Here is a 13,691-nt window from a genome sequence, read left to right on the forward strand (position 1 = left end):
GGGTGACGAGGGATGTCCCGGGAGCCGGGAATCCGGCGCTTTCGCGCGGCGCCACAGTTTAACTGCCGCCGGACCGGCGAGGCCGCGGCCCACATTCATGGCAACTGACCACTTGCCCGAACCGGGAGCCGTCAGTAGAATGCCGGGCTCTGCCGTCGGGGTGTAGCTCAGCCTGGTAGAGCGCTACGTTCGGGACGTAGAAGTCGCAGGTTCAAATCCTGTCTCCCCGACCAATCGATCCATGAAAAAGCCGGCCTTGCGCCGGCTTTTTTGTTGCTTCCCGACAGGGCATCGCCCCTGCCCGGCGGCTTGCGGCCGCATGCCCGGCATCGGAAGCGGCCTGCACCGCTTCCGACGCCACTTCCGGGTCAGAACTGCTTCTCGACATTGAGCATGACCGAGTGCTCCTCCTGGTCTTCCTGGCCGACGACTCCGCGGTACTCGGCGCGCAGCATCCATTGGCTTTCGGTCTGCAACAACGCGCCGATGCCGAACACGAAACGGTTGCGATCCTGTCCATCCAGTCGCGCACGATAGAACGGCCCGGTCAGCATGTCGGCGTAGTTGAGCGTCACCAGGCCGGGCTCGTCGAACTCGTGCTGGTATTCCACGCGCAGCAGCGGCGAGAACACGCCGCGGTCGAGGCGATGGTGGAACTCGAACCGCACGCCGAGGTTGCCGGTCGTGCTGTCCACGTCCTGCTCGCCGTAGTGCAACGCGTAGATCGGATCGCCCTGTTCGGTGTAGGGATCCAGGGTGGCGCGGGCGACGTCGAGGCGCAGGTAGGGCGCAATGGTGCGCGTTTCGTCGCGGTGTTCGTAGCTGGCTGCCAGCGAACCGAACCACTGCGAACCGTCGCGATCGCCATGCACCCGCCCGTCCGTCGCCTCCACGTGGCGCCGCGTGTCGAACGACAGCCACTGGTAGCCGAGCAAGGCGTCCAGATACACCGCGCTACCGGGGTGGTAGCTGGCGTACGCGGCCAGACTGCGCGCCCTGCCCTCGCTGCGCGTGCCGTCCTCACCGATGTCGGTGACATCGCGCCCGTATCCCAGGCCACCGCCGAAGGCGAAGGCAGGCGTCAGGCGATAGTCGGCGCCGAGGCTGACGCCGCCGGTCTCGAATTCGAAACCGTCGCCATCGCGCCGCGAATCGTCGTCCCCGAAGCTGACGTTGCCGCCCGTCCAGACGCCGAACCGCGACTTGCCGTGATCCTGTGGCATCAGCGCGCTGGTCGGTGCCGCAGCATCGGTGGGCGTGCCGAGCAGTTCGCCATCGCAGCGCTCACCCGGCCGGCGCGCACGCCCGTCGCCGCAGCGACGCGTAATCGCCACGGTCAGGCCGTTGTCGAAGCCTCCATTCGCGTCGTCGTGCAGCCCTTCCATGCGGTTCTGGAAGTTGCCGATCTGGCTCGACGCGAATCGGCGCGTGGCCGCGGCCTGCGCCGTCAGCACACCGATGACGCTGGCGTCGCGGGACGGATCCGGTCGCGCGGTCACCTGGATGGCCACCACCGCAGGCGCCGACGTCGCGTTTGCATTGCTCAGGGTGTAGCTGACCTGGGCGGCGCCCACGAAACCGGCGGCAGGCGTGAACTTCAGCCGGAACTGGCGATCGTCGGGATTACCGCTGGAGGTGATTTCGGTCGTGCCGGCATCGGTCGGCATCACCGCGACCACCGCTGCGGCCGTGAACGGACCACCGGTCGCGCCGGGATTGAGATCGATGTGTACCGGCACGCCGACCATGGTGGTCGCGCTGTGCGCCGCCGCGATCGGCATCGCGTTGATGACTACCGTCGAGGTGATGGGTGCGGACGCGCCGAAAACATTGTTCAGCGTGTAGCGGATGGTGACCGAGCCCGATGCCGTGACCGGCGGTGTGTAGCTCACGGTAGTGCCGCTGGCGCTGGTCACACCCTGCGCGGGCGTCGCCAGGAACGTCACCCCGGTGAACGGACCTCCGCTGGCGCCGCTCGCTGCATCGAACGACACGCTATTGCCGGCCAGGACGGTCACCGTCTGCGGTACGCCCACCGGCGCCGGCAAGGCCTCGACATCGATCGTGACCGTGGCGGCGTTGGAGGTGCCGCCCGGGCCGGTAGCGACGTAAGTGAACGTATCGGTCCCGAAGTAGCCGGCACTGGACGTGTAGACGAACGCCAGGCCATTGACTACAGCCGTGCCGTGCGCGGGCGCGGAGGCCAAAGCGATCGAGTCGATCGTGCCGGTGTCGTTCGCCGTCACTGCGATCGAGACGGCCGTCCCCGCCTGCGTCGTCGCCGTATCGTCGACAGCGACAGGCGCCGCTTCGCCGATCACCCACGTGTACGCGTGTGCGCCCGTGAACCCGAGGCTGTCGGTCGCCGTGACGGTGAAGCCGTAGCTGCCGGCCGCGGTTGGTGTGCCCGCCAGGGCACCGCTGCCCGACAGCGATACGCCAGTCGGCAGTGCGCCGGCTGTAATGGCGAACGAATAAGGCGCGGCGCCGCCCGACGCTGAAATCGTCTGGGCATAGGCCGTGCCCGTCGTCCCGGGCGGCAGACTTGCCGGCGATACGGCAATCGTCGGTGCAGTAATGACGAGGGTATACGCCTGGTCGCCGGCAAAGCCGTTGCCATCGGTCGCGCGAGCCGTGAAGGTGAAATTGCCCGCCGACGAAGGCGTGCCCGAAAGCACGCCCGCGCTGCTCAGGCTGATTCCGGCCGGCAGCGCACCGCTGACGAGACTGAACGCATACGGTGCCGCACCGCCGCTCGCATTCAGCGCCTGGCTGTAGGCGGTGCCGGCGAGTCCGTCCGGCAGCGTCGACGGCGAGATCGCGATGGCCGGCGCCGCGATGACCAGGGTGTAGGCGCGGTCACCAGTAAGCCCGAGGTCGTCGGTCGCGCGCACGGTGAAGTTGAAGGTGCCCGCCACCGTCGGCGTGCCCGAGAACACGCCCGCGCTGCTCATCGACATGCCGACAGGCAAGGCACCCGAAACGAGGTTGAAGGCATAAGGTGCAGTGCCGCCGCTGCCGGTGAACGTCTGGCTGTAGGCGGTTCCGGCAACGCCATCGGGGAGACTGGCCGGCGAGACCGTGATGGTCACCGTGGAAATCACCACGCTGTACGCCTGGTCGGCAGTGAAACCGTTCGCATCCGTCGCGCGAACGGTGAAGTTGAACGTGCCGCCCAGTACCGGCGTTCCCGACAGGACGCCACCACTGCTCATCGCCACGCCGGCCGGAAGCGTGCCTGCGACCAGGCTGAAGCTGTACGGTGCCGCTCCGCCACTTGCCGTCACTGTCTGGCCGTACGCGACGCCCGCCGTGCCGCCGGGCAACGAAGCCGGCGTGATGGTGATCGTGGGCGAAGCCACTACGAAGCTGTACGCACGATCGCCCGTGAAGCCGTTGCCGTCGGTCGCGCGCACGGTGAAATTGAACGTGCCCGCCGTCGTCGGCGTACCGGAGAACACGCCCGCACTGCTCAGGGACATGCCGACCGGAAGCGTGCCGGAGACCAGACTGAAGCTGTACGGCGCGACGCCGCCGGTGGTGGCACCGAACGACTGGCTGTACGCCGTACCGGCGACACCATCTGGCAGCGCCGCAGGCGATATGTTGATCGTGGGTGCGCTGATGACCAACGTGTACGCCTGGTCGCCCGTAAACCCGTTCGCATCGGTCGCGCGCACGGTGAAATTGAACGTTCCCGCCGTCGTCGGCGTACCGGAGAACACGCCCGCACTGCTCAGGGACATGCCCACCGGAAGCGCGCCGGAGACCAGACTGAAGCTGTACGGCGCTACGCCGCCGGCGGCACCGAACGACTGGCTGTACGCCGTACCGGCGACACCATCCGGCAGCGTCGCCGGCGACACGATGATCGTGGGTGCGTTGACGACCAATGCGTACGCCTGATCGCCCGTGAACCCGTTCGCATCGGTCGCGCGCACGGTGAAATTGAATGTTCCTGCCGTCATCGGCGTACCGGAGAACACGCCCGCACTGCTCAGGGACATGCCGACCGGAAGCGCGCCCGCAGGCAGACTGAAGCTGTAGGGTCCGGTGCCGCCGCTTGCCCCGAAGGTCTCGCTGTATGCGGTTCCTGCCGTTGCCACGGATAGACTGCCCGGCGACACGACGATGGTCGGAGCACTGACCGTGATGCTCACGTTGGCCGGCGCCGACGTTCCGCTCTGGTTGGTCGCCGTGTAAGTGAAACTGTCCGCACCCGCGTACCCGGCATCGGGCTGGTAGGTGATGCCGGTGCCGCTCGCGATCGCAGTGCCGTGGGTCGGCGCCGTTGCAACGGCCACCGATGTCGGGGTGCCGCCGGTGATGTTGAGCGTGATCGGGTTCGCCCCGCTGTTGTGCGCCACCGTAGCGGACACCGCATTCGCGATCGGCAGCGGCGGGCCGCTGACGGTGATGCTCACCGTGGCCGGCGCGGATGTACCGCTGGCGTTCGTGGCCGTGTAGGTAAAGCTGTCGGAACCGACGAAGTCGGTGTTGGGCTGGTAGGTGATGCCCACTCCCGATGCGATCGCGGTGCCGTTTGCCGGCGCCGACGCCACCGCAACCGAATCCGGCACGCCGCCGGTGATGTTGAGCGTGATCGGATTCGCGCCGCTATTGAATGTCACCGTTGCCGACACGGCATTCGCGACCGGCTGCGGATTGATGACCGTCAGCGAATAGGCACGGCTGCCGGTGTACGGCCCGGTGCCGGTGCTGCTGTCGGTCGCCGTCACGGTGAAGTTGAAGGTGCCACTCGCCGTCGGCGTGCCCGACAGCGCACCCGCGCTGCCCAGGCTCATTCCCGGTGGCAGTGCGCCCGCGGTGATTGCATACGTGTACGCGGCCGTTCCGCCACTGGCGGTGATCGTCTGCGAATACGCCACGCCCTGGTCGGCGTTGGGCAAGGTCGTGGGTGCAAGGCTGATGGTGGGTGCCGCGACCGTCAGCGAATAGCTGCGACTGCCGACAAACGGAGCACCAGTACCGGTGGTGCTGTCGGTGGCCGACACCGTGAAAATGTAGGTACCGCCCGCTGTCGGTGTGCCCGAGAGCGTCCCGCCCGCACCCAGGCTCAAGCCTGCCGGCAGTGCACCGGCACTGACAGCGAATGTGTAGGGAGCCGTGCCGCCGCTCGCGCTGATCGACTGGCTGTAGGCCGCGGCAACGCTCGCGCCCGGCAGCGACGTCGGCGCCACGACGATCGTCGGTGCGGCAACCGTCAGCGTGTACGCGCGCGAGCCCGTGAAACTGTTGGCGTCGGTACCGGTGACGGTGAAGTTGAACGATCCGGTCGCCGTCGGCGTGCCGGTCAGCGCACCGTTCGCGGTATTGAGCGTCAGGCCGGCGGGCAATGCGCCGGCGGTCACGGCATACGAATAGGGTGACGTGCCGCCGCTGGCCGTGATCGACTGGCCGTAGATTGCTCCCGCAGCCGCACCCGGCAGCGATGCGGGCGCAATCGAGATCGTCGGCGGCGGATCCACCGTCATGGTGACGCTGACGACCTGAAACCAGCTTCCCGGGCCGGTACTGCTATCGGTGACGCGGATGCCGAACGTATACGTGCCCGGCGTGGTCGGCGTGCCGCTCAGGGTGTTGCCGCTCAGCGAAAGTCCGGGCGGCAGCGGGAACGAAGGATCCGCTTCCCAGGCCAGCGTCATCGGCGCAACACCGCCCGAGGGCGTGAGCGTCTGCGAATACGGCACCGTCTGTATCGCATTCGGCGGCGGATTGGGTGTCAGCGAAAGCGTGCCGCCGGAAACGGTCGGGTTGTAGCTCTTGCTGCCCGTCACCGATGCGGCATCGGTCGCCTGCACGGAGAACGAGAACGAGCCGCGCTGCGTAGGCGTACCGGAAATCACCCCCCCACTGCTCAATGACAGGCCTGTCGGCAGCGTGCCGCTCGCAAGCGAATAGGTGTACGGGGCGGTGCCGCCACTGGCCGTCAGCGTCTGGCTGAAAGGCGTACCGGCGGTCATCGCCGGCAGCGAGCCGGGCGCAATGGTGATCGCGGTAGCCGGGGCGATGGTGACGTCGACCTGCACGTAGAAGCCCGAGCCGTCGTCGAAGCGGAACGTATCGCTCGTCGCGCTGTCGCCGTTGTGCGCGTACGTCACCGTGCTCGCAAGTGTGTCGATGGTGACCGAACCATGCGCCGGCGACTGGATCAGGAAGCCGATGCCGAAGCCTTCATGGCAGGCGTTCGCATCGACCGTCTGCGATCCGCCGTTGGGAATGCTGATCGTGAAAGGCGTCGGGCAACGCGGCGATGCCGTCTGCGCGAGGGCCATTTGCGGCCATAACAGCGCTGCGAACAACAGCAGCAGTCCTGCCAGCCAACCGCGCGAAAAGCCAGAAACGGCAAAGTGCCGTGAGCCGAAACCCTGATGCATTGTGCTGCCCTCGCTACACACGAGCAGCACTTCTGCGAGCTGCCCGCCGCCGGCCATGCCAGCTATGACTGATTCCGTGTCGGCAGGCACCGGATCCGCCCGGGCTCGCCCCCCCCCTAATAGCGCACGCTATTCGAACAGCAATCCGGTCATGACGACAAGTGCCGCGCCAACCGGCTCAGTTGCTATTTGCGCAAGCTGGGGGGAAAGTGAAAAAGCGCGCGGCACATGACGAGCCGCGGCACAGAAGGGGACGAAGGATATGACCGAAGTATTCATCGGGCAGATATTGCCCGTGGGATTCAGCTTCGCACCGCGCAATTTTGCGCAATGCAACGGACAGCTGCTCCCGATCGCGCAGAACCAGGCGCTCTTTTCACTGCTCGGCACCACCTACGGTGGCAATGGCGTCACCACCTTCGCGCTGCCGGACATGCGCGGACGCACGCCGATCGGCTACAGCGACTCCAATCCGATCGGCACCATGTCGGGCAGCGAAACCGTCACGCTGATCCAGAACAACCTGCCCGTTCACACGCACCAGCTGGTCGGAACCACCTCCGACACCAACACGCGCAATCCTGCGGGAACGCTCTTCGGCAAGTCGACGGCGAATCTTTACGCCTCTTCCGGCGGCGCCCAGGTCGCGCTCGACAGCCGCACCGTCGCAGCCACCGGCGGCACCCAGCCGCACGAGAACATGCAGCCGTACCGCGTGATCAATTTCTGCATCGCGCTGCAAGGCATCTACCCCTCGCGCAACTGATGCCGCGATCGCCATCGCGACGACGACATCACTTCCAGCCATTGGAGTCATCCCCATGAGCGAACCTTTCCTGGGCGAAATCCGCATGTTCGGATTCTCCCGCACCCCCGAAGGCTGGCAGGCCTGCGACGGCAGCCTGCTTTCCATTGCCCAGAACGACGCGTTATACACGCTGCTCGGCACCACGTACGGCGGCGACGGCGTGAACACGTTCGGCGTCCCCGACCTGCGTGGGCAGATTCCCGTGCATCAGGGCGCGGGCACCGGGCTCACGCCGCGCGTTCTCGGCGGATTCGGCGGCAGCGAGTCGGTGACCCTGACGCCCAACCAGGTTCCGGCGCACACGCATGGGTTTTCGGCCACGACGCTCGCAGCCAGCGCTGCCGCGCCCGGCGCGAACCTGGAACTCGGCGCCGTCAGCGGCGATACCTTGTACGCGACGGATCTGAGTGTCAGCAGCGTCGGCATGTCGCCCACCTGTACGACGCCGGACGGCGGCAGCCAGCCGCACGACAACCTGATGCCGACCCTGACGGTGCAGTACTGCATCGCTACCGCCGGCATCTTTCCGCAGCAGAGCTGATTCCGTTTCCGTGCGTCTTCCGCCAATGGCGACGCACGGACCAACGTAAGGGACTTACACCATGAGCGAACCATACATCGGCGAGATCCAGATATTCGGCTTCAACTTCGCCCCCAAAAACTGGGCGCAGTGCGCCGGTCAGCTGCTGCCCATCAGCCAGAACACCGCGCTGTTCTCCCTGCTGGGAACCCAGTACGGAGGCGACGGCAGGGTCACGTTCGCCCTGCCCAACCTGCAGGACAATGCCGCCTGCAACCAGGGGCAGGGACTGGGCCTCACCGCGCGCACGATCGGCGAGGCGTTCGGCGAGCCGAACGTGACGTTGACCGATCCGGAAATGCCGCAACACCAGCACGCCCTCACCGTCTTCGCCCAGAACGACACCAGCAAGCGATCCTCGTCGCCCGCCGCAGGTTACGGCCTGGCATCGCCAGCCAGCAGCCAGGCGTTCGCTCCGAACGGCAGCAACCTGACCGGGTTTGCGCCAGGGCTGATCGGGACGGCCGGCGGCGGCCTGCCGCACAGCAACCAGCAGCCCTATCTGGCGATGAACTTCTGCATCGCCCTGCAGGGCATATTTCCGTCCTTCGGTTGACTCGGCGTAGCGCAAGGGCGATATGGAGTTCCCGCCACGCACGGCCACCTTCGCCATGGATCCCGCGCTCGCAGAGCGCGGGGTCCGGATGCGAGCGGCCAACGCCGGCGACAGGGAATTCCTCTACGACCTGTATGCCAGCACGCGCGAGGACGAGCTCGCACAGACGCCCTGGCCCGACGAGTTCAAGCAACAGTTCCTGCGCAGCCAGTTCGAACTGCAGCACCGGCATTACACGCAGGTCTATCCCGATGCGGATTTCCTCGTCGTGGAGTTCGATGGCCGGCCCGTCGGGCGCTACTACCTGGCCTTGGTACAGGACGACTATCTGATCGTCGACATCAGCCTGTTGCCTTCGCTACGCGGCCGCGGGCTGGGCAGCGCGATCATTGCCGCCACCCTCGCCCAGGCCGATCGCGCCGACAGCAATGTCCTGTTGCATGTCCTGCATGCCAACGAAGGCGCGCGCCGGCTGTACGAACGGCTCGGTTTCCAGCCCGTCGCCGACACGGGCACTCACCTGCGCATGCGGCGACCGCCCTGCCCGGCCGCTGCGGCCGTCAGTTGAATACGGCCTGGTAAAGGAAGCCTTCGCGCTCGCGCGCCACCGGAACGAGGAAGATGCCCACCTCGCCGATCGCCGGATGTCGCATCCGGTAAGTCTGTTGCGGAAACAGGAACGACGAAGCATTGCGGAACAGCAGCGAGAACGGTGCGCGCGCGCCCATCATTGCGCCTGCCGGCAACCCGCGCGCCTCGACCAGGACGAAGGAAACTTCGCCTTCGTTGAGTGCCGCGGCGAACGTCTCGTTCACGCATCCGGCAAAGTGATCCAGCGTCAGAAGATCCATCACGTCCCTCCCTGTGGAGCGCCAATCCTCGTCGCGCAACGCCGTCGATGCAAGATGGCTGCGGCGATTCCTGTCGCGCAGTGGGTGCGTTTGCGCATGACGTAACGCTTGATGGTCAGCGATTCCGGGGCCAAGGGACTGGAGCCCAACCCGAGTTCACCAACGCTGAAGCGCGACGAAGCATCGACCAGCACCGCCGACCGCGCACGAAACATGGCCGCTTCCGCGCCCTCAGCCCAGCGCCTCGAGCCGCGCACGCAACGCATCCAGACGCAGGTCGGCCGCGGCCCCGGGCGATACACGCGCGGCGAGGCTGACCTGCGGGTCGCCCTGCGCCCAGCGCGCGGGATCGGCGGCCTGCCTGTATGCGTCACGGAACGGCATGCCTTCGCGCGCGAGATCGACGGCGAGATCGGTTGCGTACATCGACGGATCCAGCGCGGCCCGCATCGCCTCGGGTTTCCATTCCAGATTGCGTAACAGGTCAGGCAGCAATTCGAGCGCGCCGAGCCCGCGACCAAAGGCGTGGAAGATCGCGCCCTTGGAGAACTGCAGGTCGCGGTGATAACCGGATGGCAGCGACAGCAGTTGTTCGATTTCAGTGCGCGCCGCGGCCGCTGCGGAATACGTCGCACGCATCAACTCGATGACATCCGGATTGCGCTTGTTCGGCATGATCGAGCTGCCCGTGGTGTACTCGGACGGCAAGGCCACGAAGCCGAATTCGGCGCTGGTGAACAGGCTCAGGTCCCAGGCCAGACGACGCAGGTCCAGCAGTGCGGAACTCAGTGCCTCGATCGCCGCCATCTCGAACTTTCCGCGCGACAACTGCGCGTACGCCGCCGAGACCTGCAGGCGTCCGAAGCCAAGCGCCTGCGTGGTGTGGTCGCGCGCCAGCGGCAGGTTGACGCCGTAACCGGCGGCGCTTCCGAGCGGATTCGCGTCGATCCAGGCGAGTGTCTGCTGCGCGCGCAGCGCATCGTCGATGAAGCCCTCCGCCCACGCGGCCCACCACATGCCCGCGGAGGACACGACGGCGCGCTGCAGGTGCGTGTAGCCCGGCAACGGCAACAGCTTCTCGACCTCAGCCCGCTGCAGCGCAATCCCGGCCGACTCGCGGCACAGCGCGACCACGCGCGACAACCGGTCCTTCAGCCACAGCCGCGTGGCGACGAGGATCTGGTCGTTGCGGCTGCGGCCGGTATGGATGCGGCGACCCGCATCGCCCAGACGCTCGATCAGGCGCGACTCGATCGCCGAATGGCCGTCCTCGAAACGCTCGTCGAGCACGAAACGACCGGCGCGATAGTCGTCGGCCAGCGTCGTCAGTTCGCGCCGGATGCCGTCGAGTTCGTCCGCAGCGAGGATGCCGATCAGCTGCAGGCCTTCGGCATGCGCGCGGCTGGCTTCGATGTCGAAGAGGAAGAACTCGCGATCGAGGATCACGTCCTCGCCCGCGAGGAAGGCCTGGATGCGGGCGTCGACCTTGACGCCGGGTTTTTGCCAGAGCAGATCGGACATGGTCGTCTTCCGTAGGGCGGGTCTCGGCCCGCCGGGTGTCACGTTGATCGGATGGCGGGTCGAGACCCGCCCTACGCGGGAATACCCGCGATTTCATCGAAACCGAAGGCCAGATTGAGGTTCTGCAACGCCTGCGTTGCCGCGCCCTTGAGCAGGTTGTCCTCCGTGGAAACCACGACGAGCCGGCGCCCGTCCTCCGACAGCGCGAAGCCACCGATATCGACGTGATGGGCGTTGGCGATGGCGCTGACCCACGGCGCCTCATCGGCCACGCGCACCAGCGGCTCGCCGGCATAGCGTTCGCGGTAACGGGCAACCGCCTCGTCGCGGGTGAAGGCGCGTTGCAGGTGCAGGTTCGCGGTGATCGTGAGGCCGCGGAAATGCGGTGCGACATGCGGCATGAATTCCACCGCATGACCGAGCTGCCGCGTCACCTCGCGCTCATGCACATGGCCGGTGAGTGCGTACGGCATCAGGTTGTCGCGCAGCTTCGCCGGATCGTTCTTGTCGGAGGGCGTCGTGCCGGCACCGGAATAGCCGGACACGCCGAAGCACTGCACGGGCCCGTCTAGGACATCGAACATGGGCGCGATCGCCAGTTGCATCGCCGTGGCGTAGCAACCGGGATTGCTGATGCGGCGCTGTCCCGCATAGCGGTCGCGGGTGAGCTCCGGCAGACCGTAGTACCAGGCATCGTCGAAGCGGTAGTCGGCAGACAGATCGATAAGCAACGTTTCCGGCGCCGTCGCATCGACGGCTGCCACGAACGGCGCCGCCTTGCCGTTGGGCAGCGCCAGCACCAGCGCATCGACGCCCTGCTCTGCCGCGGCTTCTGGTCCGTGCGCGACGTAGGCGAGCTCGCCCGTGTACCCCGCTTCGTGATCGCGCAGCCGCTGGCCTTCGCGCTCGCGTGAGGAGACGAAGGCCAGTTCGAAGCGCGGATGCCCGGCAATCAGTCGGATCAGCTCGGATCCGACGTAGCCACGCGCACCAATGATGCCGATGCGCTCAGCCATGGCGGTGCAGCTCCAGCTTGTGCTGCAGATGGCGCTTCACCGCCGGCCATTCGCCGTCGATGATCGAAAACACCACGGTGTCGCGCGGACTGCCATCACTGTGGCGGCGATGATTGCGCAGCACGCCGTCCTGCTTTGCGCCGAGGCGCGCGATCGCGGTACGCGAGGCATGATTGAACCAGCTGGTCTCGAACGCCACGGCAATGCAGCCGAGCGTCTCGAAGGCATGCGTCAACAGCAGCAATTTCGCTTCCGTGTTGAGGCCGGTCCGCTGCACGTGTCTGGCGTACCACGTGTAGCCGATGCTGAGCCGGGGCACGGTCGGATCCGGGTCGTAGAAGCGTGTGGAACCGACGACCGCGCCGTCGGCGGATCGCACCGCGAAGGGGATTGCGCGCCCCGCCGCCTGTGCCTCCAGTGCGTCGCGCACGTAGGCCTCCACACCTTCCGGGGCCGGCACGTTCGTGTACCAGATCCGCGAAAGTTCGCCATCGCCCAGCGCCGCGCGCAGTCCGTCGCAATGCGCCAGCTGCAGCGGTTCGAGCGACACGTGTTCGCCGCGCAGGCCAGGCGCGTCTTTCCGGATGGCGGGGAATTGCACGTCGCTCATGTCAATCCTTCAGGGTCGCAGGACGCGTACGGCAGTGCTCGACGCAGCGCGCGATCGCATCGAAGCCGTCCAGGCCGTACCAGAACACCTTCCACTTCCGCTCCTTCAGACAGCCGTCGCTCTCGGCGTAATAGAACGCATTGACCGGATTGCCGTGGCGCGAGCGCCAGAACAGGCTCGGATTCTGCTCGCGCATCACCTGCCAGACCGCGCGCCCCAGCCCCTCGCCCTGCGCCTCGTCGAGTACCGCGAACTTGTCGAGATAGGTTCCGGCCTCTTCCGCCGTCAGGATCACCGCGGCGCGATAGTTCTCGCTGACGTAGGCGCGATGCAGGCGCGTGCGCTCGAAGTAGTCGGGCAGCAGTCTGCGGCCGAAGGCGGATTCGATCAGCCCGCGCAGCCGCTCCAGATCCAGGTCCTCCCAGCGCGAAGCCTCCAGCACGCGCTCACCGCGCCGCACCAGCGTGCCCGAGCCCTTGTGGGTGAACAGCTCCTTGGCCAGGTGCGAGGGTTTGGTGATCGAAACGGAGGAGGACAGCGGCAATGCATAGAGCAGATCGCGGATCTGCTCGATCTTCACCTTCATGCCGCCGTTGATCCACGGCTGGGCGATGAGGTGTTCGTATTCGGTAGACAGATTGATCGAGTCGATCACCTTGCCGTGCTCGTCGAGCAGGCCGCCGGTGCCGGTCAGGAACACGATCTTGTACGGCTGCAGCGTCTTGATCAGCTCGTTCGCGGCCCAGTCGGCGTTGACGTTGACGATCTGCCCGTCGGAGGTTTCCGCAAGCGAGGCGATCACCGGAATGGAGCCCACCTTGATCGCCGCCTGGATGCCGTCGGTATCGACGCGGGTCACCTTGCCCACCAGCTCGTAGACATTGCGATCGAGGAAGTCGGCCTCAAACACCCCCGACTGGATCGAGGTCGCGCGCACGCCCTGCTCCTGCAGGGCTTCGACCAGGCGCAGGTTCTCCTCGCGCATCACCCGGCGCACCACGGCCAGCACCGGACCGTCGGTCACGCGCAGGTTGTTGACGGTGCGCTTCTCGATGCCGGCCTTCTTCATCTCCTCGTCGAGCTGCGGGCCGGCGCCGTGCACCACGATCGGCGTCAGGCCGACCTGCTGCAGGAACGCGAGGGAGGACACCAGCGCATCCATGTCGTCGCGCAGCACCGCTCCGCCGACCTTGACCACGGCGAAGCGCGAGGCGTCGACCTGCGAGAAGCGCTTGAGGTACTGCTGGATCTCCTTCGCGCTGGCCATGTTGGACAGCAGGCGGACGATCGTGTTGCGCATGTCGGTCATGGTGGCTAGGGGCTCGACGTTCTGCTTCTTGCGTGGCTCGGA

9 protein-coding genes, 1 tRNA gene and 1 pseudogene are annotated in these 13,691 nt (G+C 66.6%); 5 read left to right on the plus strand and 6 right to left on the minus strand.

Annotation, left to right across the window (positions count from 1 at the left end):
* The first annotated feature begins 156 nt into the window (after positions 1-156).
* Positions 157-233: transfer RNA gene (locus ACFPN1_RS04255), tRNA-Pro, on the plus strand.
* Positions 234-449: 216 nt separating this feature from the next.
* Here the strand turns inward: ACFPN1_RS04255 and ACFPN1_RS04260 are convergent.
* Positions 450-5,990, minus strand: a pseudogene (locus ACFPN1_RS04260) (putative Ig domain-containing protein); the annotation flags it as partial.
* A 670-nt stretch (positions 5,991-6,660) separates the two neighbouring features.
* Here ACFPN1_RS04260 and ACFPN1_RS04265 point away from each other — a divergent pair.
* The 4 genes from ACFPN1_RS04265 (at position 6,661) to ACFPN1_RS04280 (ending at position 8,910) form a co-directional block, all read left to right on the plus strand.
* Positions 6,661-7,164, plus strand: a complete 504-nt coding sequence (locus tag ACFPN1_RS04265) for a phage tail protein (protein ID WP_386753276.1) — start codon at positions 6,661-6,663, stop codon at positions 7,162-7,164.
* 55 nt (positions 7,165-7,219) lie between these two features.
* The gene (locus ACFPN1_RS04270; protein WP_386753277.1) at positions 7,220-7,747 is read left to right on the plus strand and encodes a phage tail protein; all 528 of its coding nucleotides are present in this window, start codon (positions 7,220-7,222) and stop codon (positions 7,745-7,747) included.
* 61 nt (positions 7,748-7,808) lie between these two features.
* Positions 7,809-8,342, plus strand: a complete 534-nt coding sequence (locus ACFPN1_RS04275) for a phage tail protein (protein WP_386753278.1) — start codon at positions 7,809-7,811, stop codon at positions 8,340-8,342.
* Between the two features lie 88 nt (positions 8,343-8,430).
* Positions 8,431-8,910, plus strand: coding sequence for a GNAT family N-acetyltransferase (locus tag ACFPN1_RS04280; protein ID WP_386753279.1), 480 nt, complete (start codon positions 8,431-8,433; stop codon positions 8,908-8,910).
* On the opposite strand, the gene ACFPN1_RS04285 is transcribed toward ACFPN1_RS04280, so the two are convergent.
* The 5 genes from ACFPN1_RS04285 to ACFPN1_RS04305 all read right to left on the minus strand — a co-directional run bounded on the left by ACFPN1_RS04285 (position 8,903) and on the right by ACFPN1_RS04305 (position 13,649).
* The gene (locus ACFPN1_RS04285; protein ID WP_386754033.1) at positions 8,903-9,193 is read right to left on the minus strand and encodes a DUF6916 family protein; all 291 of its coding nucleotides are present in this window, start codon (positions 9,191-9,193) and stop codon (positions 8,903-8,905) included. The genes ACFPN1_RS04280 and ACFPN1_RS04285 overlap by 8 nt on opposite strands.
* Before the next feature lie 231 nt (positions 9,194-9,424).
* Entirely contained in the window at positions 9,425-10,714 is a 1,290-nt protein-coding gene (argH, locus tag ACFPN1_RS04290; RefSeq protein WP_386753280.1) for an argininosuccinate lyase, read from the minus strand.
* Between the two features lie 71 nt (positions 10,715-10,785).
* Positions 10,786-11,730: an N-acetyl-gamma-glutamyl-phosphate reductase gene (gene argC / locus ACFPN1_RS04295; RefSeq protein ID WP_386753281.1), complete on the minus strand. Its 945-nt coding sequence runs from the start codon at positions 11,728-11,730 to the stop codon at positions 10,786-10,788.
* Positions 11,723-12,340 carry a GNAT family N-acetyltransferase gene (locus ACFPN1_RS04300; protein ID WP_386753283.1) on the minus strand — a complete coding sequence of 206 codons (618 nt, stop codon included), beginning with the start codon at positions 12,338-12,340 and terminating at the stop codon, positions 11,723-11,725. The genes argC and ACFPN1_RS04300 overlap by 8 nt, the downstream gene beginning before the upstream one ends.
* Position 12,341: 1 nt before the next feature.
* Positions 12,342-13,649, minus strand: a complete 1,308-nt coding sequence (locus ACFPN1_RS04305; RefSeq protein ID WP_386754034.1) for an acetylglutamate kinase — start codon at positions 13,647-13,649, stop codon at positions 12,342-12,344.
* Positions 13,650-13,691: the final 42 nt, after the last annotated feature.

The organism is Lysobacter yangpyeongensis (assembly GCF_042655745.1).
In the GTDB taxonomy this organism is placed as follows: Bacteria; Pseudomonadota; Gammaproteobacteria; order Xanthomonadales; family Xanthomonadaceae; genus Agrilutibacter; species Agrilutibacter yangpyeongensis.

What these genes read in the sequence shown, in the direction of transcription:
- ACFPN1_RS04265 (WP_386753276.1), top strand. Translation starts at nt 6,661, where the DNA reads ATGACCGAAGTATTCATCGGGCAGATATTGCCCGTGGGATTCAGCTTC.
- ACFPN1_RS04270 (WP_386753277.1), top strand. Translation starts at nt 7,220, where the DNA reads ATGAGCGAACCTTTCCTGGGCGAAATCCGCATGTTCGGATTCTCCCGC.
- ACFPN1_RS04275 (WP_386753278.1), top strand. Translation starts at nt 7,809, where the DNA reads ATGAGCGAACCATACATCGGCGAGATCCAGATATTCGGCTTCAACTTC.
- ACFPN1_RS04280 (WP_386753279.1), top strand. Translation starts at nt 8,431, where the DNA reads ATGCGAGCGGCCAACGCCGGCGACAGGGAATTCCTCTACGACCTGTAT.
- ACFPN1_RS04285 (WP_386754033.1), bottom strand. Translation starts at nt 9,193, where the DNA reads ATGGATCTTCTGACGCTGGATCACTTTGCCGGATGCGTGAACGAGACG.
- argH (WP_386753280.1), bottom strand. Translation starts at nt 10,714, where the DNA reads ATGTCCGATCTGCTCTGGCAAAAACCCGGCGTCAAGGTCGACGCCCGC.
- argC (WP_386753281.1), bottom strand. Translation starts at nt 11,730, where the DNA reads ATGGCTGAGCGCATCGGCATCATTGGTGCGCGTGGCTACGTCGGATCC.
- ACFPN1_RS04300 (WP_386753283.1), bottom strand. Translation starts at nt 12,340, where the DNA reads ATGAGCGACGTGCAATTCCCCGCCATCCGGAAAGACGCGCCTGGCCTG.
- ACFPN1_RS04305 (WP_386754034.1), bottom strand. Translation starts at nt 13,649, where the DNA reads ATGACCGACATGCGCAACACGATCGTCCGCCTGCTGTCCAACATGGCC.